At 40.0% G+C, this 21,000-nt stretch carries 21 protein-coding genes; 11 read left to right on the top strand and 10 right to left on the bottom strand.

Annotation, left to right across the window (positions count from 1 at the left end; all coding sequences use genetic code 11):
- Nucleotides 1-8: 8 nt before the first annotated feature.
- The gene (locus OCU48_RS16575) at nt 9-1,250 is read right to left on the bottom strand and encodes a paraquat-inducible protein A (RefSeq protein ID WP_141345147.1); all 1,242 of its coding nucleotides are present in this window, start codon (nt 1,248-1,250) and stop codon (nt 9-11) included.
- A 306-nt stretch (nt 1,251-1,556) separates the two neighbouring features.
- On the opposite strand from OCU48_RS16575, the gene OCU48_RS16580 reads away from it, so the two are divergent.
- Both OCU48_RS16580 and OCU48_RS16585 read left to right on the top strand, forming a co-directional pair.
- Entirely contained in the window at nt 1,557-1,877 is a 321-nt protein-coding gene (locus OCU48_RS16580; protein WP_141345146.1) for a heavy metal-binding domain-containing protein, read from the top strand.
- Between the two features lie 5 nt (nt 1,878-1,882).
- Nucleotides 1,883-2,647 (top strand): ion transporter, encoded by a 765-nt coding sequence (locus tag OCU48_RS16585; RefSeq protein ID WP_141345145.1) that lies wholly within the window; start codon nt 1,883-1,885, stop codon nt 2,645-2,647.
- On the opposite strand, the gene OCU48_RS16590 is transcribed toward OCU48_RS16585, so the two are convergent.
- Nucleotides 2,639-3,157, bottom strand: coding sequence for an NUDIX hydrolase (locus OCU48_RS16590; RefSeq protein WP_141345144.1), 519 nt, complete (start codon nt 3,155-3,157; stop codon nt 2,639-2,641). The two genes, OCU48_RS16585 and OCU48_RS16590, sit on opposite strands and share 9 nt — an antisense overlap.
- Before the next feature lie 127 nt (nt 3,158-3,284).
- Between OCU48_RS16590 and OCU48_RS16595 the strand changes: the two genes are divergently transcribed.
- Complete coding sequence (locus OCU48_RS16595; protein ID WP_141345143.1) at nt 3,285-3,587, top strand: putative hemolysin; 303 nt, start codon at nt 3,285-3,287, stop codon at nt 3,585-3,587.
- A 70-nt stretch (nt 3,588-3,657) separates the two neighbouring features.
- Here the strand turns inward: OCU48_RS16595 and OCU48_RS16600 are convergent, their stop codons facing one another.
- The gene (locus OCU48_RS16600; protein ID WP_141345142.1) at nt 3,658-4,056 is read right to left on the bottom strand and encodes an OsmC family protein; all 399 of its coding nucleotides are present in this window, start codon (nt 4,054-4,056) and stop codon (nt 3,658-3,660) included.
- A 354-nt stretch (nt 4,057-4,410) separates the two neighbouring features.
- Between OCU48_RS16600 and OCU48_RS16605 the strand changes: the two genes are divergently transcribed.
- Both OCU48_RS16605 and OCU48_RS16610 read left to right on the top strand, forming a co-directional pair.
- Nucleotides 4,411-4,620 (top strand): cold-shock protein, encoded by a 210-nt coding sequence (locus OCU48_RS16605; protein ID WP_141345141.1) that lies wholly within the window; start codon nt 4,411-4,413, stop codon nt 4,618-4,620.
- A gap of 94 nt (nt 4,621-4,714) precedes the next feature.
- Complete coding sequence (locus tag OCU48_RS16610) at nt 4,715-5,254, top strand: YaeQ family protein (protein WP_141345140.1); 540 nt, start codon at nt 4,715-4,717, stop codon at nt 5,252-5,254.
- A 139-nt stretch (nt 5,255-5,393) separates the two neighbouring features.
- On the opposite strand, the gene OCU48_RS16615 is transcribed toward OCU48_RS16610, so the two are convergent.
- Both OCU48_RS16615 and OCU48_RS16620 read right to left on the bottom strand, forming a co-directional pair.
- Nucleotides 5,394-7,049 (bottom strand): FUSC family protein, encoded by a 1,656-nt coding sequence (locus OCU48_RS16615; protein ID WP_141345139.1) that lies wholly within the window; start codon nt 7,047-7,049, stop codon nt 5,394-5,396.
- Nucleotides 7,009-7,857: an efflux RND transporter periplasmic adaptor subunit gene (locus tag OCU48_RS16620; RefSeq protein WP_141345138.1), complete on the bottom strand. Its 849-nt coding sequence runs from the start codon at nt 7,855-7,857 to the stop codon at nt 7,009-7,011. Before OCU48_RS16620 ends, OCU48_RS16615 begins: the two co-directional genes overlap by 41 nt.
- Before the next feature lie 497 nt (nt 7,858-8,354).
- On the opposite strand from OCU48_RS16620, the gene OCU48_RS16625 reads away from it, so the two are divergent.
- Nucleotides 8,355-9,251, top strand: coding sequence for a LysR family transcriptional regulator (locus tag OCU48_RS16625; protein WP_141345137.1), 897 nt, complete (start codon nt 8,355-8,357; stop codon nt 9,249-9,251).
- A 214-nt stretch (nt 9,252-9,465) separates the two neighbouring features.
- Nucleotides 9,466-9,690 carry a hypothetical protein gene (locus tag OCU48_RS16630; RefSeq protein ID WP_141345136.1) on the top strand — a complete coding sequence of 75 codons (225 nt, stop codon included), beginning with the start codon at nt 9,466-9,468 and terminating at the stop codon, nt 9,688-9,690.
- Nucleotides 9,691-10,119: 429 nt separating this feature from the next.
- Here OCU48_RS16630 and OCU48_RS16635 read toward each other — a convergent pair whose 3' ends face one another.
- Both OCU48_RS16635 and OCU48_RS16640 read right to left on the bottom strand, forming a co-directional pair.
- On the bottom strand, nt 10,120-10,782 hold the full coding sequence (locus OCU48_RS16635) for a potassium channel family protein (protein WP_141345135.1): 663 nt from the start codon (nt 10,780-10,782) through the stop codon (nt 10,120-10,122).
- The gene (locus tag OCU48_RS16640; RefSeq protein ID WP_141345134.1) at nt 10,782-11,882 is read right to left on the bottom strand and encodes an AI-2E family transporter; all 1,101 of its coding nucleotides are present in this window, start codon (nt 11,880-11,882) and stop codon (nt 10,782-10,784) included. The genes OCU48_RS16635 and OCU48_RS16640 overlap by 1 nt, the downstream gene beginning before the upstream one ends.
- Before the next feature lie 657 nt (nt 11,883-12,539).
- On the opposite strand from OCU48_RS16640, the gene OCU48_RS16645 reads away from it, so the two are divergent.
- The 4 genes from OCU48_RS16645 (at nt 12,540) to OCU48_RS16660 (ending at nt 16,778) form a co-directional block, all read left to right on the top strand.
- Nucleotides 12,540-14,297 (top strand): sodium:solute symporter family transporter, encoded by a 1,758-nt coding sequence (locus tag OCU48_RS16645; protein ID WP_141345133.1) that lies wholly within the window; start codon nt 12,540-12,542, stop codon nt 14,295-14,297.
- 170 nt (nt 14,298-14,467) lie between these two features.
- Nucleotides 14,468-14,923, top strand: coding sequence for a hypothetical protein (locus OCU48_RS16650; RefSeq protein WP_141345132.1), 456 nt, complete (start codon nt 14,468-14,470; stop codon nt 14,921-14,923).
- A 340-nt stretch (nt 14,924-15,263) separates the two neighbouring features.
- Complete coding sequence (locus tag OCU48_RS16655) at nt 15,264-16,355, top strand: calcium:cation antiporter (RefSeq protein WP_141345131.1); 1,092 nt, start codon at nt 15,264-15,266, stop codon at nt 16,353-16,355.
- Nucleotides 16,356-16,490: 135 nt separating this feature from the next.
- Nucleotides 16,491-16,778, top strand: coding sequence for a hypothetical protein (locus OCU48_RS16660; RefSeq protein ID WP_141345130.1), 288 nt, complete (start codon nt 16,491-16,493; stop codon nt 16,776-16,778).
- Nucleotides 16,779-17,153: 375 nt separating this feature from the next.
- On the opposite strand, the gene OCU48_RS16665 is transcribed toward OCU48_RS16660, so the two are convergent.
- The 3 genes from OCU48_RS16665 to gltS form a co-directional block, all read right to left on the bottom strand.
- Nucleotides 17,154-18,098 carry a phospholipase A gene (locus OCU48_RS16665; protein ID WP_141345129.1) on the bottom strand — a complete coding sequence of 315 codons (945 nt, stop codon included), beginning with the start codon at nt 18,096-18,098 and terminating at the stop codon, nt 17,154-17,156.
- Nucleotides 18,095-19,450: a patatin-like phospholipase family protein gene (locus OCU48_RS16670; protein WP_244312274.1), complete on the bottom strand. Its 1,356-nt coding sequence runs from the start codon at nt 19,448-19,450 to the stop codon at nt 18,095-18,097. The genes OCU48_RS16665 and OCU48_RS16670 overlap by 4 nt, the downstream gene beginning before the upstream one ends.
- A gap of 80 nt (nt 19,451-19,530) precedes the next feature.
- Entirely contained in the window at nt 19,531-20,751 is a 1,221-nt protein-coding gene (gene gltS, locus OCU48_RS16675) for a sodium/glutamate symporter (protein WP_141345128.1), read from the bottom strand.
- Nucleotides 20,752-21,000 lie beyond the last annotated feature (249 nt).

Below are 21,000 nucleotides of genomic sequence, written 5' to 3' on the forward strand. Positions count from 1 at the left end.
ATCATTGTTTAACGCCACATCATGCGCGAATCAAATGTCATTGCTGATAACATGGTAAATATCACCACAGCAGCAAAATAAAGCGCTGCTGGACCAGGATAAATAACCATGATCCCGTCGATCTGAACCAAAGCTACCAATATGGCAACAACAAAAATATCAATCATCGACCATCGACCAATGAACTCTGTTACACGGTACAACTTTAAATAGCGATATGACGCTTCAAAGGGCATATGTTGTACTCGCTTTGCATGCCAAAATAAAAACGACAAAGACATCATCTTGGCGATAGGTATGAGAATACTGGCAAATAGAATGATCAAAGCCACGGGATAATCCCCCATCTCCCACAACTCAATCACTCCTCCTAAAATAGTCGAACCTTGACTATTGCTCCCCAGTGCAGAGGTGTACATCATGGGATAAAGGTTCGCAGGTAGATAAAACACCATAGAGGTTAAAAGGAAGGCCCAGACAACTTGAAGATTTTGTTTAGGTTCAAAAGTATGTAAACGAGTTGCACATCGATTGCAGCGGATTTCATTCTCGGTATATTGATGTATCAATCCACACACATGGCATGACAGGTGATTTTTGTCTTGAACGCAATGCCCGCTTATCTGTTCTGCATCTGTGTCGTCGTACGGAAACAGTTGCTGCCATACCCAAAAAAGATCAGCGGTAGCAATAGTCTTTACCATCAAACATGTGAAGATAGCAAACGCCCAAAATGATATGCCCATGGACACATCTGCTAATGCAGATATTTTGACCAAACTGACCAAAACACCGATCAGAAATACATCGACCAACAGCCAAGGTTTGATCCTTGTTAAAAACTTCAACGTCTTGATTTGTAATCCAGTGGTAAACTGTTTTAGTTCCCGATTAGAAATGCAAAAGTAGAGATAAAGCAAACAAATCAGATAAATAGCAGGAAGTACAAGCACAGAAGAAATCAACAAGACACTCAATGTATCATTACCAAAATTGGCTAAGACTTTCGCAGCTTGGTATAAGCTGATCTGCTGAGTAATGCCTTGTATGCTAAAAGACATAAAGGGATAAGCAAGACTAGCTGCAAATGCAATTAAACTGGCAAGCGCATAACACACAGGCCCTTGTACTGGATCCCTATCTGAACTTAACAAATGACTATGACAACGCGGACAACGAGCCACTTCACCTGCTTTAAGGCGCTCAACATCACTTGCTATACCACACTCATGGCAAGATATAATCGACACGACTGTTGGAGACTCCTTTCTCTAAATCGTTTACTACAATACTAAATTGAGTTGTAAACTCATGCCCTATTCGATTAAACATAGTCTAATTCACTGATAATTAGAAACTTTTAATAGATTCATTACCATTCACTAAACATAAGTTAAATATACATTACAGACCCAATCGAATGACTGGCTACTCAATCATTTCAAAACTGAAACTATTAATTTAAGTTATTGATAATATTAATAAGTCATAGTAAAACAATGGAACCGACTTCACTGCTACACTCTGAGAGCCACAACACTTTTAAGGAATAAAAAATGCTAATGACCACAACACCATCCGTTGAAGGCAAGCGAGTCCTCCGTTATCACGGTGTGATTGCAGGCGAAGCTATCTTGGGCGCCAACTTATTCAAAGATATGTTCGCCGGTATTCGCGATATGGTCGGTGGACGTTCGGGTACTTATGAAAAAGAATTAGAACGAGCTCGTACTATTGCAATGCAAGAACTAGAAGAGAAAGCTCACGAGATAGGCGCAAATGCAGTCATTGGCATCGATATTGATTACGAAGTTCTTGGCAAAGACAACGGAATGTTAATGGTCAGTGCAAGTGGCACTGCAGTAACCATTGATTAATTAGTATGCCTAACCAAGATAGAGAGGATGCCAAGCACGAATTAGGGCCTCTGCAGTTTGTCACTCTGATACTGTCAGTATACGTGCTGATAGCGCTGTTCATTGAAAATGCCTTCACCCTTGATACAGATACCACAGAGCTACTGGCAATGATTGATACCATGGTTTGCATGGTATTTTTAGTGGACTTTTTTCAACGTTTCTATCGCGCTCCTGACAAGTTGCAGTACATGAAATGGGGCTGGATTGACCTTTTATCAAGCATTCCATTAGTCGATGCTCTTCGTTATGGGCGCTTTGTCCACTTAGTTCGATTCTTACGTATTCTAAAGGCCGTTCGCTCTACCAAACTCATTTTATACTACCTGTTTCGAAATCGACGTTCTGGCACATTCTCAATTGTGGCGAGTGTTTCTGTATTGGTGGTGATATTCGGGGCTATTGGGATTTTGCAATTCGAAAAAGGATTACCAGACTCTAATATCCACTCTGCCGGAGATGCACTTTGGTGGTCTTTTGTCACGATCACTACCGTTGGATACGGTGATTTTTACCCCGTAACCACACAAGGCAGAATGGTTGCAGCTGTTTTAATGACCGCAGGCGTAGGTCTATTTGGTACCTTCACCGGTTTAGTAGCCAACTGGTTTATGACCGAAACAGAACAAGCTGAAAATACTGAACGAGCGACAGTTAGAGCGGAAATCAAAGACCTTCACATGAAGATTGATGAGCTAAAAGAGCTCATCAAAAACCAAAAATCAAACTAGTTCTTTAGCAATAAGATGCAGTAGGAAGGTTTCACGCTCAATACTTAAGCCTTTCTTCGCACTATTCGCAATAGTATGTTCATTGTGAGCGATAGCCTCATGGATATTAACCCACTTTGCCTGCATACCATTTTTGATTTCATAATCTTCAAAGTTAGGAGTGCCTAACTCTGGGTCAACATGGCAGGTATAGCAGTAGGAATGCATGTGCATCACATCTGCATTCTCTTTATACCAAGGGCGAAATTCTTCGAAGATGCCAAATGGTTTGATATTTCGTATGTTTTGCGCGCCTGTTTCTTCTTCTAGTTCACGTACTAGACCTGCAATAACATCCTCCCCTTCATCAATACCGCCTCCCGGAAGCGAGAAGTCCTGATAACGTTCAGTATATAAAAGCAGTATTTTATCGCCCATAAGTGCAATCGCTCGGGTTGCTCGACGCTGTATGATGCTCTTTTGATCGAGCTCGCTTAAATCAGGGTGGATAGTGGTTTTTAAATGGCGCATGTAAATAACGACTAGATAGAATTTCCCGACATTTTAACATGTAACCAGAGGTTAACTATTGAATTAATTAAGATATCTCGTACACTGAAAAAGATAAGTCAAAACAAATAGTTCTTTGGAGCCAATAATGAAGAAAATCCTTCTTTTATCTGCAATGAGTGGCGCTGTGTTGCTAGCAGGTTGTGCAAGCGAACCAGACGAGTACACCGTAGAGGACTGGGATCCAATTACAAGTAAAGCGTCTATGTACTGCGTACAACAAGACAACGAGATCGTGCGAGCCTCAGAAGATGGTAAACGTGTCACTTACTGCGAGATTTCTGATGAAGAAAAGCATGAGATCTGGGAGTACTACTACATGAACCATGAAGATGAACGTCCCGAGAATCAAAAGAAAAGTGAAGACGAAATGAGAAAAGCCTCAAACTAATTTCTCTAACTTCGATTACAAAAACGCCCTGCTAATTTCCATTAACAGGGCGTTTTTTTATTCTAGGCGCTTATACAATTTCCCAAGAGTGGGTCATTTCAACACCCTTATCTAGCATCAAGCATACAGAGCAGTACTTTTCTAGAGAGTCCTTAGCCACTTTTGCCACTATCTCAGAGTCAAGTTTTTCACCAGACACTTCAAAGTGAATATTAATGCTAGTGAAATACTTAGGGGCTTCGTCACGACGCGTACTGCTGAGCTTTGCTACGCAACCCGTTACTTTTTGCTCTGCACTTTTTAGACCGTCTACCACGTCTACTGAGCTACAGCCTCCTGCAGCAATCAATACCATTTCCATTGGGCTTGGTGCAGTCTTTCCACCGCTGCCATCTAAAACGACTGAATGACCAGATTGAGACTCACCGATAAATTTAAAATTATCTACCCAAGATACAGTTGCTTGCATAATTAAATCCTCTTTTAATTTGGCCTCATTTTACACACTCATAGTGCGAACTCAACAATCGAAATGATGACGATGTCATGACATGTCCTGCAAGTTTAAGTTTCAGGATAGAAAAATTGAATACACCTAACAATTTTGAACAATGCGTCCACGACTATGCCATTGATATCATTGACTTATAAACTCCCCCCGATACACTGAATCAGGCAAGAGAAAGTATTGTTTTTGAAGTTGTGTAGTACATTTGGTGACTCGTCGTCGTTGTATTCACCATCGATCAATGCAATCTATTTTCAAGCACTTAGTATGGTCACATTTGACCAAGTTTAGTTATATCGCAAAGGAAAATTGGCAATGTCAAACTCAGTTACTGGTACCGTAAAATGGTTTAACGAAACTAAAGGTTTCGGTTTTATTCAACAAGAAAACGGTCCAGACGTATTCGCTCACTTCTCTGCTATTCAAGGCGATGGTTTCCGCACTCTTGCTGAAGGCCAAAAAGTAGAATTTGTTGTTACTACAGGCCAAAAGGGCCCGCAAGCAGAGCAAATTCGCGCAGTATAATTGCGCCAAGTAAGCCAGTGTTTCACTGGCTTACTTTTCCCCTCTCAACCCTATATAATCGAACGCCTAAATCCTATTTTCTGGAATCTCCACTTTGGCGCTCAAACCCACTATTTATAAGTTCCGTGTAAACCTAGCGGATACCAATCGCAATCAATTTGATGATATTAATCTCACTGTAGCCAAGCACCCTTCTGAAAATGAAGTTAGAATGTTGGTTCGGATCTTTGCGTTTTGCCTTAATAACACCGCAAATCTAACCTTCACCAAAGGGTTATCTGAGCAAGAAGAGCCCGATATTTGGGAGTTGTCTGATATTGGCGACATTGTCACCTGGATAGAGGTGGGTGAACCTTCTACTGACAGAGTTAAAAAAGCAGCCCGAAAATCAAAACAGACTCATTTTTATACCTTTAACGAAAATAAATCAGATGTTTGGTTTAACAAAAACCAATCCGTTCTTCGTGAATATGACGCCAGCATTACTCAATTTGATTTTGCCCCAATCGAAGAACTCGTTTCAGGGCTTGCAAGAACCAACGACTTAAGCCTTATGATTTCAGGCAACAGCATGTTTGCAACACTAGGTGATGTAAATACTGAAATCACTATTACAGAACTACAAGTCAAATAATAGTCACTCTCTTAAATAAGGTCAGCGATTGCTGGCCTTTTTACTATCAACGACATTGACATTGATGATGTTTTGAAGAGCAATAACACTTATGTATTCGATAAACAATTGCTTTGACTACATATTTATCATCATTTAATTATAAACCTAGATAGTTATTCAACTTACTATTGGAGTTCTGCTTAGTATGAGTAAATGCATTTATAAATGATAGTGTCATAATTAAGCTATTACTGTTACTGCGAATCCTAAACAGCTTTTTGATAGTATTAGCAAAGAAAATTGCTATAGAAAATTTCAATTCCTCATCAGGATCAGATATCAATAAGTGCATTATCGTACAAACAATCAAGCTTAATAACACCGCCGTAGATTGATTTATAAAATGAGAAAAATCATAACTTGGAATATTACTGGAATCTATAAATATTGACCAAAATAGTAAATAATACATACCAATTAATTTAAACCTATTACTGTTCATGTAAACCAAGGAATAAACGTATATTAGTAGCAAATTAACCGTGAAATACACAATAGGATTATCAATACTAGGCATTATGCTAAAATTAAAAAATAGTGCAAATAAAATACAGCCTAACTTAGTGATAAATTGATATTTTAGTGCTTTAAAGTTAGGGATTGGCACAAACATTAGCATACTTAAAGAGATAGCTGTGTTCATCATTGCTTGATAGCCAAAGTCCCATTGTGTGCTGACAGAGTACTCATTTATACACATCAAAGCGATAAAAACTCTAAGTGCATTGACGAATGCTAAAGCGACGGCTGGAACGTTAAGAAAGGCAAAATAACAACGTATTGCAAGTAAAATATTATTCGGTGATTTTTTGTGTGTTAATGTATCTGTGAAATCTCTTGCGACATCTGTAAAGCTTTTAACATCAGCACTAGTAGATTCTTCTAAATTATTAATAAACTCAACCACATCAGTGCTATCTTGGCTCTTAAATGTTTGAATAGACAAATCCCTAAACTCGCTTATTTTTCCATCATCTATATCAGATTTAACCGCAAACTGATTCAATGATATTAATTTGTATAGCAACAAGTAATAGTAATGTGGATTAATAATTAATTCTTTTATGTCATAGTAAGTTGGATCTGATTTTATGGTATTGACTGATTTTTTATAACCTCTTATAGAAGACATAAATTTTACAGCATTATTATATATATCATTAGTCATAAAACTTGATAGTAATATAGTTAATTCATCATCAAGCTTTGCTTTGGTTTTAACATAATTGCTAGTTGATTTTTCAGAAGGTATTACTGCTTGAACTAATATAGAGCAAATAACACTAATTAGAATCGCACCACCTCGATTAATTACTGAGTCAATAATAGTGTCCAAACTTAGACTATTGATAATTGGAAAACAAATAGAAGCTACAGTAAGATTGAATATTGGCCAAGAGTAACGAAAAGAACCTCGTGATAACGAAATTCCTATTGAGCCTACGATTATCACACCTATAACTACATAGACGAAATGATACGAATCCCCAGAGAAAGGCGCACAGATAAAGATTACTGCAACGAACCCCATTAAAGTACCAACGACACGCCCAAGTGCCTTAATAAAGAATTCACCTCTAGATGGTATTAGCGATATGGCTGCAGCCGACATAGCGGCGGTTGACGCTGGCAGGTCGAATTGCAGAGCCGCTATCCATGTGAGCATGATCGATAGCGCTATTCTTAAGGCTGATAAGTAGTGTAAGTTCATTTTAGTCAATGGTGTTAATTGTAATGCTTGCAGTTGTGCCATGTATTAATTTGACGTTCTGAGGGAGTTCATCGAATTCAACTCGCACCGGCACGCGCTGTGCTAGTCTAATCCAAGGTATCGTTTGAGAGACTTGGGGGATTAAACCAGTATCATCCGCACTATTATCGGTAATAGCACTTCCTATACTCTGTACCGTGCCACTTATACTCATCCCTGATGAAAACAAAACAACTGTAGCCTTACTTCCCACATGGATATCCGGTAACTTTGTCTCTTCGAAGTAACCAAGCACGTAAAACGAGTCCTTTTCGACTAATGCAACAATGCTATCTCCACTTTTCAAGTGGTTTCCAACTCGTTGAGTAAGATTGGTAATATAACCGTCAGTTGGCGCATAAATTTTAGTTCGCTCTAGATCCAAACGAGACTTACCTAAATCAGCCTTACTTTGCTGAAGAGCGGCCCTTTGCTTTTCAACATTCAAGTTTTCTTCTCTTACTTGCTCTTTCGAAATTAAGCCAGATGACAGCTTGTTATCTCTTGTTGCAATATTTGAAGCGATATCAAGTTCAGATTTCTGTTGTGCTACTTTGGCTTTTGCTGACAACACAGCTTGTAGGTAGTCTCTTTCGTCTATAGTGACAAGCAGATCACCCTTCTTTACAAATTGATTATCTTTTACATGAATAGCTACGATCTTACCGTCAACATCAGTAGATAATTTGGTGATTTCTGCCTTTAGTTTTCCATCTCGAGTCCAAGGTTGATAGTTATACTTATCCCAGGCGAATTTGGTAAGGACTATAGCAAGAGACAAAATGATAATGCTAACTAGGTATTTCTTCATGTTTTTATCTATCACTTTATTGAATGATGGTTAATGAGGAGACAATGATCAGTAGAATCGAAAAGTCGTATAAGTAAGGGTTATGACCAACTAACTGGTATATTTTTTTCAAGTACAACGGGCGTATGATCACCCATAGAAACAATCCAAATACGATTGGTGTAATAATAGGTGCAAAATAAACACTGTGTAAAAAAACAAAATCACTCATATGATGAACTTTACCCCTGGTTGACCAAAACTGTGATTATAACGGTCGTATCAATTTATTATACTCCTTATGCAGGAAATGACTTTTCCAAAAATTGGAGTCGATTTAAACCATCTAAAGCAGAGTTTAGCTCTCAATGTATAAGAACGAGGATTAATGTCGCTCACTAAGTAACGACACTCATAGTCATCAAAACAAAGTGTTATCAGAACTGAATATAGCGTTGAAACTTAACAGAATTCCTCTAATCTTATCGTATGAAAATGAAATCTACCGTCGTGTACTTATGAACAAAAATGTCGATATTATCGCTTTGATTGCTTTTAAAAAAACGATAGAACATCGTTCATTAAGTAGTGCAGCAAAAGAAATGAAAGTGAGCAATTCCACAATTACTCGGAAAATTAGCGAACTAGAGTCGTACTACGGAGTATCGTTAATCACACGAACAACCCGCTCGTTATCAGCAACTGAAGAAGGCGAAATACTATATAAGTACTGTAAACAAACTTTGGATGTCCTCTCCAATGCAGAAGCTGAAATTACTAATTTTCAAGATGAATATCAAGGTGAGATATCCATAGTTACCAACATTGGATTACACGGTTTGGTTAGCCATCGATTGGTTTCTGACTACTGTCAAAACCATCCCAATGTCAAAGTGAACTTTACAACGTATTCGGGTGATATGGATTTGTGGAGACAAAATATTGATGTTTGGATTAAGGCTGGACCTGTTAATGACGACAAACTCATTACCCGCTCTTTTGAAGCGCATCCTATCATTGTGGTAGCTACTCAGAAGTACCTTAATACTAAGAGTGACATCGTCAATATCAACAGCATTGGAAGCGATCATACTCAGGTCTTCCTGAGCTTGCACCATATGGGGATTGAGTCACCAATTAGTTCAGTTCCCTATCAGTTAAAAACTGACCAAGTGATTATCGCCAAGAATGCCCTCTTATGTGATATGGGACTATGTGCCATACCTAAAGCAGCAGTAATGAAAGAACTGGCTACAGGTGAAGTTATAGACGTTTTTCCACATGATTTTAAAAAAGACACAACCATAACCGTAGCGTATAAAGAACGGAAACATAGGCCTGCTAGGTTAGAAAGTTTTCTCGAAGTATTGTTCACTCATTTATCAAATGTAAAGACAACGAATTATGTCGATTAAAGTGGGGACAGGAAGACTTTCAAGCATGTGACGTTCGTTACCCTAGCATTGAAAATCTTTATCTTTAAGTTTTATCAAAAAAATAACTCAATTCATCGACTCAATTAAATTGTTAGTCTATCGTTGTTATTAGAGAGTTCCTGGAACACTCGATTGAACATTATTTAATTAAATACACTTTGATTATTTCAATAAATGGATTTGTGAGGTAATAATGAAAAAACTGTTAGTATTAAGTGCTATATTTTCTAGTTCATTAGTTTTCGCTGGTGATGATGTCTGCATGGAGATTGGCAAAGCGCAAGCAATAAATGATCATGACAGGGTTATTGAACTCGCCGCAACGATAAACGATGCCGATGTGGAACAGTGTAAAATGGTGGCAAAAAAAGCTCGTGAAGATGCCACAGATAGCTTTGAAACAATGAATGACGAATAAATTATAATTATTAATTCTAATTAATGAGCTGCTTTTATAAGCAGCTTTTTGCCTTTTACTATAAAATAAATAGTAAAAGGTATAAACATCAACCAAACAAACACGCTGTCATATATAAATACTCAGTATTATTAGCTTAACCACACTATCCTTAAACTATTTCTCTTCATAGCCGATAGTTACCCCATGCAGCTTAATAAATATTAATGGCGCATTTATAATACAAAAACACTATTACAGCAATTTAATTACAGCCTTTAATATCCCTTTAATTCAGCATCTAGATAACTGCTACATAGCTTGATTTTTTTGACAATACGAAGGATGCACTCCAGTAGATGAAGGGGAAATAGACATTTATAAATTATGAAAACATCCCCGCTATTTCTTACTATCATTAAAGCACTAAGGGCTAGACACCGTATAAAATCATTTCCTTTCATTCATTTGGGTTAGACCAGCACTCACTAAGCTCGAGACCAATATCGCTAAATAAAAGACGCCTGCTATTGCCTCAAAATAAGCAATAAAGCGCGTTAATGGCTCCGTCGGTGCAATACCCCCATAACCTACAGAGGTCATGGTAATAAAGCTGAAATAAATCATTCTTGATAGATTATCTAACCAAGGCCCGTGTTCGATGCCATTGAAGCCCCCTTGTAGGATTTCCAGCAGCAACAACTGAACGAACGCAAACCAAAGCCCCATCATTAAATAGATGCATATCGAGCCTACAATCTGGTTCTTATCAATCTTTGGTGCCGTCAAAATCAGCTGTGTCGCATGTTTAAGGTACTGTCCAATAAAAACAACTAGCGCAACTAAAGACACAATCGCCAAGTCTGCTGCTTCAAAAATTGATGCCATTGATGAGATAAAAACTAGGACGATTAAAAAACCGAACCAACTGCGCACTCCCTTTCGCTGCCTATCTATGCCTAAGGTAGAAGCAGACATGCAAAGTAAAAGACCTACCAGTACTAGGTCCTGCCCTCTATCGAAAAACTGCTCCAAAACGGCACAGCCGAAAAGGAGCAGAACCAAGGCAACGAATAAGAACAAAAAATTATCGCGCTCTGTTATTTTTTCCATTATTCGCCCGCCTTCTCCACTGCACCTTCTTCTATTTGCTCAATATCTACCTCAGATTGAGCTAACCAAGCTACAAACAATCTATGAGTAACTGCGAGTACAACCGCACCTACAAACAGTCCGACTATACCTGACATCGCCATACCACCGATTGCGCCCAAAAGAATAACGAGCATAGGGATATCAGTACCGCGTCCCATTAGCATAGGTTTAAGCACTGCATCACTGGCACTAACCAGCACACACCAAACGGTAAATACACCGGCCACTAACGTTGAATCAGTGGTCCAAGCGAAGATTAATGCTGGGATTAGCGCCAAAATTGGAGGGAGTTGAATAATGGCAACGACCAACACAGCTAACATCCAAAGACCTGCAAAAGGAATGTTCGCAAAATAAAGACCGATACCCGCCATTATCGACTGAGTTACGGCTACGCCAATAACACCTTGAACAACACTCCGCACAGTCGCCACAGAGAGCTTGGTAAACTGAGCGCCATACTCTCCAGCTAAACGTACTGAAATTTGCTGAAAAGACTTCTCACAGGCTTGTGCGTTACTCATAAAAATGCCAGCTATAAGAAGTGAAATAACAAACTGCAATACACTACCGCCTACACTACCAATCGCAGAAGCTACAGTGCCTAGAACACTCTTAACCTGTTCTGAATACTGGAGCAGTGCGTTGGTTAAGTTGGAGGAAAATCCGAGCAAGGCTGTGTAAAGCTTCTCGCCAACCAATGGCCACGACTTAATGCTTTCCGAAGGCGACTTAAGCTCTAGTGTCCCTCCTTGAATTTGCTGATAAACATCACCAGCAGTGCTAAATAAACTGTCACCAATTAGATAAGCAGGTACAACCAACACAACCACACCCGTAAGAGATAATAGCCAGCTTGACTTACCTTGAGACAAGCCCGTTTTACTCTGTATTCCCTTAACCACGGGGAACAAAGCGGTTGCAATAATGGCCCCCCAGATAACCAATAAAGCAAACGGCTTTAGAATTTGAAAACACCAGAAGAGCAGTACACCGATGATAATTATCTTGATAAAAGCATCTATTGCTTGTTTGGAAAAATCTTGCGAATACTTCATGAAAAATCCTTTTAATACAATCTACTATAGGTAGTTTAGATGATCTTACACGTTACACCGACATAACCCGTTATCTTTTTTGCATCAAACAGGTGAAACACCATCAATATATAACAAATAATTACTGAGTGAATGACAAGCCAGAAATATTAAAAATAACAATCTACGCATCCCAAAGACAAAACTAGACAAAAGCTCAAAGAATATTGCGCACTGCGGTAAGAGAGCGAGTGAACGTTGATAGCCATTTTTTACTAGGGGACTATGGCCCTTTGGTAGTGACGCAATTTCAAAATGCCAGCATACTTATGGTTTTTAACTTCGAACTCAAAGAACTGTATAAGACCTAATCATTTCTAGACCTTTTAAGGCGACTGACATTACCTGTCAGCCTTTCTTTATCTATGTCGTTGATAATCCCATAACACCGCTATCGGACTTCCAGTAAAGCAAAAATATAAATAACTATACCAATAGAGATAAATTAACCTAAATTTACAACAACAACACCTAAGAAAGCACAATATATACATTAAAAACAACAAGTTAAGTGTTTGTGCGTTAATGGTCACGATACGTTTATTTTGTAGTATTAAAACACCAATCTGAAGCGTAGCCTTTGCTATCGAACGTAACTGATACACAGAGGTGTTAATTGTGACTATTGATACAATCGTAGTTCTTGCTTATTTTTTGTTCTTAATAGCAATAGGGTGGATGTTCCGAAAATTCACGACTTCAACAAGTGATTACTTCCGCGGTGGCGGCAAGATGCTTTGGTGGATGGTGGGGGCGACAGCATTCATGACTCAGTTCTCCGCATGGACATTTACAGGTGCCGCAGGTCGGGCATTTGAAGATGGCTTTGTGGTGGTCATACTCTTCTTGGCCAATGCTTTTGGCTATTTCTGCAACTACCTTTACTTTGCCCCGAAGTTCAGACAGTTGCGTGTTGTTACTGCCATTGATGCCGTCCGTATCCGATTTGGCAAGACTTCCGAGCAGTTTTTCACCTGGGCAGGCTTGCCTGATAGCATGATTTCATCAGGAATTTGGCTAAATGGTCTGGCGATCTTTGTTGCTGCTGTGTTCAATATTCCAATGGAAGCAACCATTGTCGTAACCGGTATCGTACTGATGCTTATGGCAGTGACTGGTGGTTCTTGGGCTGTTGTCGCCTCAGACTTTATGCAAATGCTGGTCATTATGGCGGTAACAATTACCTGTGCGATTGCAGCTTACTTCTACGGTGGTGGGATCGGTAATATTGTCTCAAACTTTGAAGGTGAATTCTTTGTCGGCAATAACCTCAACTACATGAGTATTTTCTTACTTTGGGTTGTCTTTATCTTCATCAAGCAATTTGGAGTCATGAATAACAGCATAAACGCCTATCGATACTTATGTGCTAAAGATAGCCACAACGCCCGTAAGGCTGCTGGCTTGGCGTGTTCTTTGATGCTAATCGGTCCAGTAATTTGGTTCCTACCTCCTTGGTATGTCGCTGCATTTATGCCTGATTTTGCATCAAGTTACGACGTAGGAAGCGATGCTGCCTATCTAGCCTTTGTACAAAAGCTAATGCCTGCTGGAATGGTTGGTTTGCTTATGTCGGCAATGTTCGCGGCGACCATGTCTTCAATGGATTCTGGTTTAAACCGTAATGCAGGCATCTTCGTGATTAACTTCTACAATCCAATCCTTAGACCAAAGGCATCTGAAAAAGAGTTGATGTTGGTTAGTAAATTAACCACGGTACTAATGAGCTTTATCATTATTGGAATTGGCCTCTTTATTAATTCCCTTCGTGATCTAAGCCTATTCGACATCGTGCTTAATGTGGGCGCCCTGATTGGTTTCCCAATGCTTATCCCGATTTTGTTGGGAATGATGATTCGCAACACACCAGATTGGTCTGCATGGGCAACATTAATCGTTGGTGGCATAGTTTCGTTTATTTTTGGTATTTCACTAGAAGCACATCATATTGAGAATATGCTTAATATGGAGCAAGCATTGACGGTACGTGAATGGGCAGATTTGAAGGTGACATTGAGCCTGGCGGCACACGTCGTCTTTACCGGTGGTTTCTTCCTCACTATCGCTTACGCTTATCGAGGTAAGAAATGCCGCAGCGCGGAACGGGAAGAGCAAGTCGCTCAACTGTTCGAAAACTGGAACACTCCGGTGGTCGCAGAATCTGAAGAGCAACAAAACCTTGATACTAAACAACGCAGCATGCTTGGTAATTTAATCTGTGTCGCTGGTTTTGGTATCCTTGCAATGGCGTTGATTCCCAACGAACCTATAGGCCGTATGTTGTTCTTACTGTGTGGTTCACTAGTACTGATTGTCGGTGTGCTGTTGGTAACCGCTGCTAACAAAGGAAATCAAAAGTTAGTTTCTCAATCTTAATATTCTTCGTCTAAGACGCTCACAACCCTAGTCGCAAGGCTAGGGTTTTTCTTTAGTTGTCAGTGAAATATTTACTAACAATTCGCAGGGGAATGACCAACACACCAGACCACTATTCTTGTACACTCGCGAAGAAGTTTTTATTTATCTAACCAATCATGGGGCTTTGAGTGTTAAAGCGCTGCATTACATTTATTGTTGTCGCCTTTGTGACTGTGTGCCTGCACACCGTTATTGCTCACGCATATCCAGATCAAGATAAACTCACTACAGTTAGTCAAATACACTCCATCGAAGAAATACAAAGCCAGTCGCAAGTCTATAGTCATGAACAAAACAATGACAGTGGCACGACCTTTTTCAACGATGAGTATAGTGCCAATTACTGTACTACTCCTCGACGCGGCATATGCCATATCGATGGGGCTGAACGAGATTTCACTGCGTCATACCACCTTTTGGTCGCATTTGGTGCGCCACCTTTACTCCTGCTAGCAACCCTAGTATTTTCTCTTATTCCTGCCAACCTGCACTGGAGTGGGCAAGTTTCCTCATCCAAGTCTCGTATTTCGGGCTGGAAGGACGGGAATACTCTCTACTCGCAGAGATTACCTCTGTCTGCTTGAGTTTGATAACTCAGAGTTTTTCTGAGCGACGTTTCGCGTCTTCATTCTGATAAAGTCCCAAAACGATACAACTGTACTCTGATACGTCAGTACGTCAGTACGTCAGTACGTCAGTACGTCAGTACGTCAGTACGTCAGTACGTCAGTACGTCAGTACGTCAGTACGTCAGTACGTCAGTACGTCAGTATAAATTTGGGGTTGTTGGTCAGACATATCAAACTAGATAACAGGGTTTCTAATGAATCCACTACCCCACTCTATTTTACATTGTCACCTTAATCACGGTGGCAAAAGACTATCGATTTGTGTTGCTCCATTATTTAAACAAGGAGTGGCAATATGAGTAATTTCATAAAGCAAGAGTATGTCTTATTTATCGCCGCGCTTACGGTTGTATTTTTCAAAAGCGGTGGCGACTCAGTTTTGGCTACCGAACTATCTTCCTACGAAGGGATGAGCCTAACGGTAATTCTGTTTGTCGTAGCAATGGCAGCAATTTTTGCTGTTGTTCGCCACTCAGACGCACTCGCAATTAAATTAGGTGATCCTTACGGTACCTTAATCCTTACACTATCGGTCATTTCACTTGAAGTCGTGATGATTTCTTCGGTCATGTTAACAGGGGACGCAAACCCATTATTGGCCAGAGACACCATGTTTGCTGTTGTTATGGCGGTTCTAAATGGCCTAGTTGGAATCACGTTATTAATTGGAGGCATGAAGCACCACACTCAAGACTACAATCTAGATGGACTTAAATCATACCTTGTGGTGATCACTCCATTAGCAATATTGTGTTTAGTACTACCCAACTTCACCGCAGTCGATCACTCAGGGTCAATGTCATTAGCTTTGACTATTACCTTAGTGTTTGCGTCTGTTGTGGTGTACTCCGTATTTCTATACATTCAAACAAAAAGCCACACGCATTTCTTTATTGATGACCGTCATCATGATGAGCATGAATTTCATGGACCTATGCGTAGCAACCTCTACCACTCAATCATGCTAGTTGCGCACTTAGGTGTAGTGATCTTGATGGCGAAAAGCATCGCGATCCCTATCGATGGGGCAATTGCCAAATTAGGTGCACCGCAAGCCCTTGGGGGTCTAATTGTTGCCATATTAATACTGGCTCCTGAAGCCGTCGGTGCCGGAAAAGCAGCCTTAAATAACCAATTACAGCGCGCGATGAATCTGTATTTTGGTTCTGTACTGGCCACCATCGCACTCACCGTTCCTGCTGTTTTGCTGATCTCACAGGTCCTTTCAGAACCGATAGTGCTAGGCCTTGGCTCGGCAGAAGCAGTGTTACTGGTGACTACTTTAGTAATGACTGGCATTAGCTTCAGTAGCGGAAAGACTAACGCTCTCACGGGTACTGTTCATCTAATTTTATTCATCGCCTACATCATCTTAATGTTTGAGTAACGTCACAACCAAAATACCAAAGCTGTGCGCTCTGTAAGCTAAAAGAGCAAATTTGAAAGACATCTGTTGATTATTCAAGCCGAGGCTGACCTTTGAACTTTAGTCATGCGGCTACATCTTATATAGGATTTTAAAATGTTAATTCTTTTTATGTATCTCACCTTAGTGTTATTGATTAGTTTTATTTATTGCCAACACAAGATTCGTACGGCAAAAGCAATCTATTACATTTATCTCTTCAATCGCTACACAAAAAATGACGCCAAGCCAGAAGCTCAAGAGATCAATACATTGGTTAATCATGACTGGCGCTTGGATAGTCGTCAGTTATTAAAGTGTACCCACCTTCTCCAATCCGGTTCTAGCACTAGTCCTCGTTCAGCGCTAAGGCAGGCTAGACAACTTGGATTCGTCGACGATTAAGCATCGTAACTTAGAAAAATGATGACATTCCCACATTTTAAATTTGCACTCTGAGGTACGCTAAAGTGGAAAACTTAACCGTTGAATCGTTAATCATTCATAAGAGCACACGTCGTAAAGGCTCCAGGCCCGATCGCACTTATGTCGCCCGAATAGATCTAGAACTTGGAAAATTAAGAAGATATCGTGGACCAAAATTGAAGAAGGGAGAAATCCCATTGCAAACCTGGCTAGATTCATATAAATCCAAAACTAAGTTATAGGGCTATTTTCCCCTACAACTTAGTGTTGCAAAGTACGCTATAAAACACACCGTATAGGCGTCAGTTGGTTGTTATCGACCAACTGACCCTTGTGAAAAAGCGGTAATCTTCGTTAAATTACATCGTAAATCAAAATACCTATACTAAAGCGATTCACTCGATGATCGTAATCGATGAGACTCTCTCCATAACCATAGTAATACTGGGCATATAATTTAACAGTATCGAAGATTGGTACTGCGGCGTTAAGTTCTACTGCACCCTTGCTATCACTTCCCAAGTTATTTCGGAGCATCATGCTATAGAAGTTACCACCATCTTTATAGGCAAAGACTACCTCTCCGTAACCCAAAAAGTCATCTATATCCGGATTATCATCGTCTTCATCATCTTCTGGTAATCGGTACCAAGGCTTCAAAGAAATAAGAAAGTTATCTCTTACAAAGTCTAAGTTTGCATAAACTCGGTTCCAACTTCTCGAATAAGGTTCTGAACGCCCATTAGATTGGTGAATCAATGAATAATCGACCTGCACTAGATCGAAGCCCAATAGAGAGACGTTAGGATAGGTGCTAACAATAAACTCTGGGCTGTAATTGGTATCACGAAAAGGAGCTGACTCTTGTTGGTTGTACAGTTGCCACCATGAGGTTTGTGTATAACCAAACCATAGATCCCAATCACTGTAGAAGTCATTCCACAGTTTTAGTTTGCCACTAATTTGGAACTTAACTTCAATGTCATCAATGTTCGAACCCGGTCTCACTGCGTCCCAATAATCTTTGTTCGGCTTATCATTATATGAAAGGGGCAAGATGTAATTCGGTTGATGTGGTGTAAGTCGAAATATCTCTTGGTGGTTAATATAATCTGTAACTTCATGCAAACTCATTTTATCGAGAGTAAAGTCGTCCTTGTTTTCAGGTGAAGTAGCTGTCTGGTCGGTAGCGCTGTCATAACAAGCCAAACGCTCATTATCATCCTCTAGTTTCCAACAATTGCTTTCAGCCAAGCTCGCGAAAGGAAACAATGCGAGAAATAACCATTTGGTCTTCATTTAACATCCTTATCTGAATCAGTCAGATCCATTGAATTGTAAGAGTATGAGTTGAGAAAGTTTTGAAAAGTCTTATCTACATGCAACTGCTGATATCCCTCATCAATCAGTAAGTCGACATCTTCGTTGGCAAGATTAAAGTCAGTACGAATTTGGTTTAAAAGAAATTGCGTGTCGCTATCCATTGTTTTGCTGAAGCTAACCTCGACAAAATAAGGCGACACAACATCACCATTGCTTAGTGCTTCTGATGCCCAATCGTCCATTTCTTTAACGATTAAGTCTTTGGTTGAATCATTGTAGCGATGCAATTGAATATCAGTGATGGAATCTACCGTTTGCTTCAGCGACGGTGGATCTACACTCTCTGCGATTCCAAGTTCTGGGTTTGTGGCAGCATCAACAGATATGACGACAAGCGGCTTGAGTACCCCACGGTCATTACGAAGTTCTAGCTTCTTTGAATCATTGAGTCTCATGTGTGCAATCAGTTCATAGATGGCGATTAAGCCAAGGTTGTCGGTGATGCCACCATCGACTAAATGGATGTATTTAGTATGTTCCTTGTCTTTGTATTGCTCTATTGCAGCAACTGCATTTCTCTTGCGGTAATTTGAACGGTCATAAACAGACTCCAACTCAGTAAGGCACTCGTCATGATTTCTCAGCACGACCGGCGTGAATAAAAGAGGCACAGCTGATGATGCTGCTACGGCACTCGATACAGAGAATGAGTTTAAGTCAGAACACAGCATATCGAAGTAGTCTTGTGTGAATGAAAAGCGTGTACCTGTAGAGATATCGGTCGCGTTAATTACAATATAAGGAGCATTATCTCGAGGTAAATCTGCATACGTTGTTTCACCAAAAATGTGGCTTTTATAGTAGTCGGTAGCTTCACGGGTACGGGTTTTAGAAGAGAACCAACGAACGGGAGACAAAAATATAGAGGCTAAATCATCTGTCACTTCATGATAAAGAAAGGCTTCTTTATAATCTTCAAAGGTACGCTCTCCATATAAACCGTAATAGGCCGCGGTGAAACTGCCCCCTGAAACAGAGCTGATTACATCAACTTCATCCAGTAAATTAACGTATTTGCCATCAATAGTGATAGTGGTATCTCTTAATCCTTCTAGTACCCCATATGACAATGCAGCCGCTCGCGTTCCACCACCAGAAAAAGAAAGTATTACGGTCACTTCGTCTTGAGTATTGTCAAAGCTACTCGCCGAATAAGGTGTTTGATTGGTGTATATCTTCTGAGGCTGATTGTTCGTTTCATTCTTAGCACTACAACCTAAGAGTGACAACGATGCCATCATTGATATTGTGAGTGTGTAAGCGTTCATAGCGGCCTCTTGAGTCTTTATTCTTCAACGACTGGGGTCATAGCTTTAACGCTATGCCCCCACAAGTTAAACGCTTTGAACTACATCATTTTTAGGAAATAAGGGATGATGATTGCGTTCGCCAAATCAATAAAGAATGCACATACCAGTGGAACAATAATGAAGGCCTGTGCTGAATAGCCGTATTTAGCGGAAATTGAAGACATATTTGCCATTGCAGTAGGTGTTGAGCCCAAAGAGATGCCACCAAAACCTGCACATACTACCGCAGCATCGTATGTCTTACCCATTGCTCTGAATACGATGATTGACGCAGTAAATACCGCTAATACAAACTGCATAGTCAGAATAATCAAGATAGGTCCAGCCAACTCAACCAGTGTCCAAAGTTGCATACTCATCAGAGACATAGCAAGGAATGACCCCAAAGAAATATCCGCAATCAAGCTGATAGACTGAGTGCGCGTTGGCCACTTTGTACCGCTGATACGAGGGTAACTTTCCGGAATAAGGTTGGTAATTAATATGCCTGCAAACAAGCAAGATACAAACAATGGAAGCTGCAAGCCTGTTTGACTAATCAACTCATCAAGTAGCACACCCACAATAATACAAATATGGATGGCTAATACAGAATCTAAAAACGCAAATGAAGTAAGAGATTCAGATTCAGACTTTTCTTCATTTTGAGAATTATTATCGCTTTCATCCGCTTTTAGGTTGTAACGCTTAATAAGGAATTTTGCGATTGGGCCACCCATCATACTGGCTAGGATTAAGCCAAACGTTGCACTCGCGATACCAATTTCCATCGCGTTTTCAATACCGAGCATTTCTTCAATACGTGGAGCCCAAGCAATCGCAGTACCATGCCCACCGATAAGCGACACACTACCAGCCAATAAGCCAACCACAGGCTCCAAGCCTAATGCACTTGCTGTAGTTACACCCACGATGTTTTGCATGATCATAAACGTAATGGTCACACCTAGAAGAATAAGCAGTGGCTTGCCACCCTTAAGAAGGTCTTTGATATGAGCATTAATACCAATAGTGGTAAAAAAGTACACTAACAACACATCACGAGCCATTAGGTCAAATTGCACCTCGATTGAAGTAACTTGATAGATTATTGCGATAATGATTGAGACTAATATCCCACCAGATACTGGCTCAGGAATACTAAACTCACGTAAAAAAGGAACGATTTGGTTCATGCGTTTACCAAAGAACAATACGATGATACCCATTGTTACTGTAAAAAATGAACCTAGATTTAAGATATTTCCGTCAAATTCCATAATGTTCTTTCGCCTTGAAGTAGTACTTAAAGTTTACTTACTCACCGCAGATTGACGCCTCGAAAAATTACCAGTTCAACGGGTAATATTTCCCTGTAAAAATGAGAGCACTAGCAGAGATAGTCAGCATTTCCACTCGGTATCAGCCTGATTTTTACATGAAAGTGATACATAACCTTTTTAATAACATCGCGATACACCAAAACAGTAATAGAACCATGAAGAAGCTATAATGACTGGATACAACAT

This window comes from Vibrio inusitatus, assembly GCA_024346935.1.
GTDB lineage: Bacteria > Pseudomonadota > Gammaproteobacteria > Enterobacterales > Vibrionaceae > Vibrio > Vibrio inusitatus.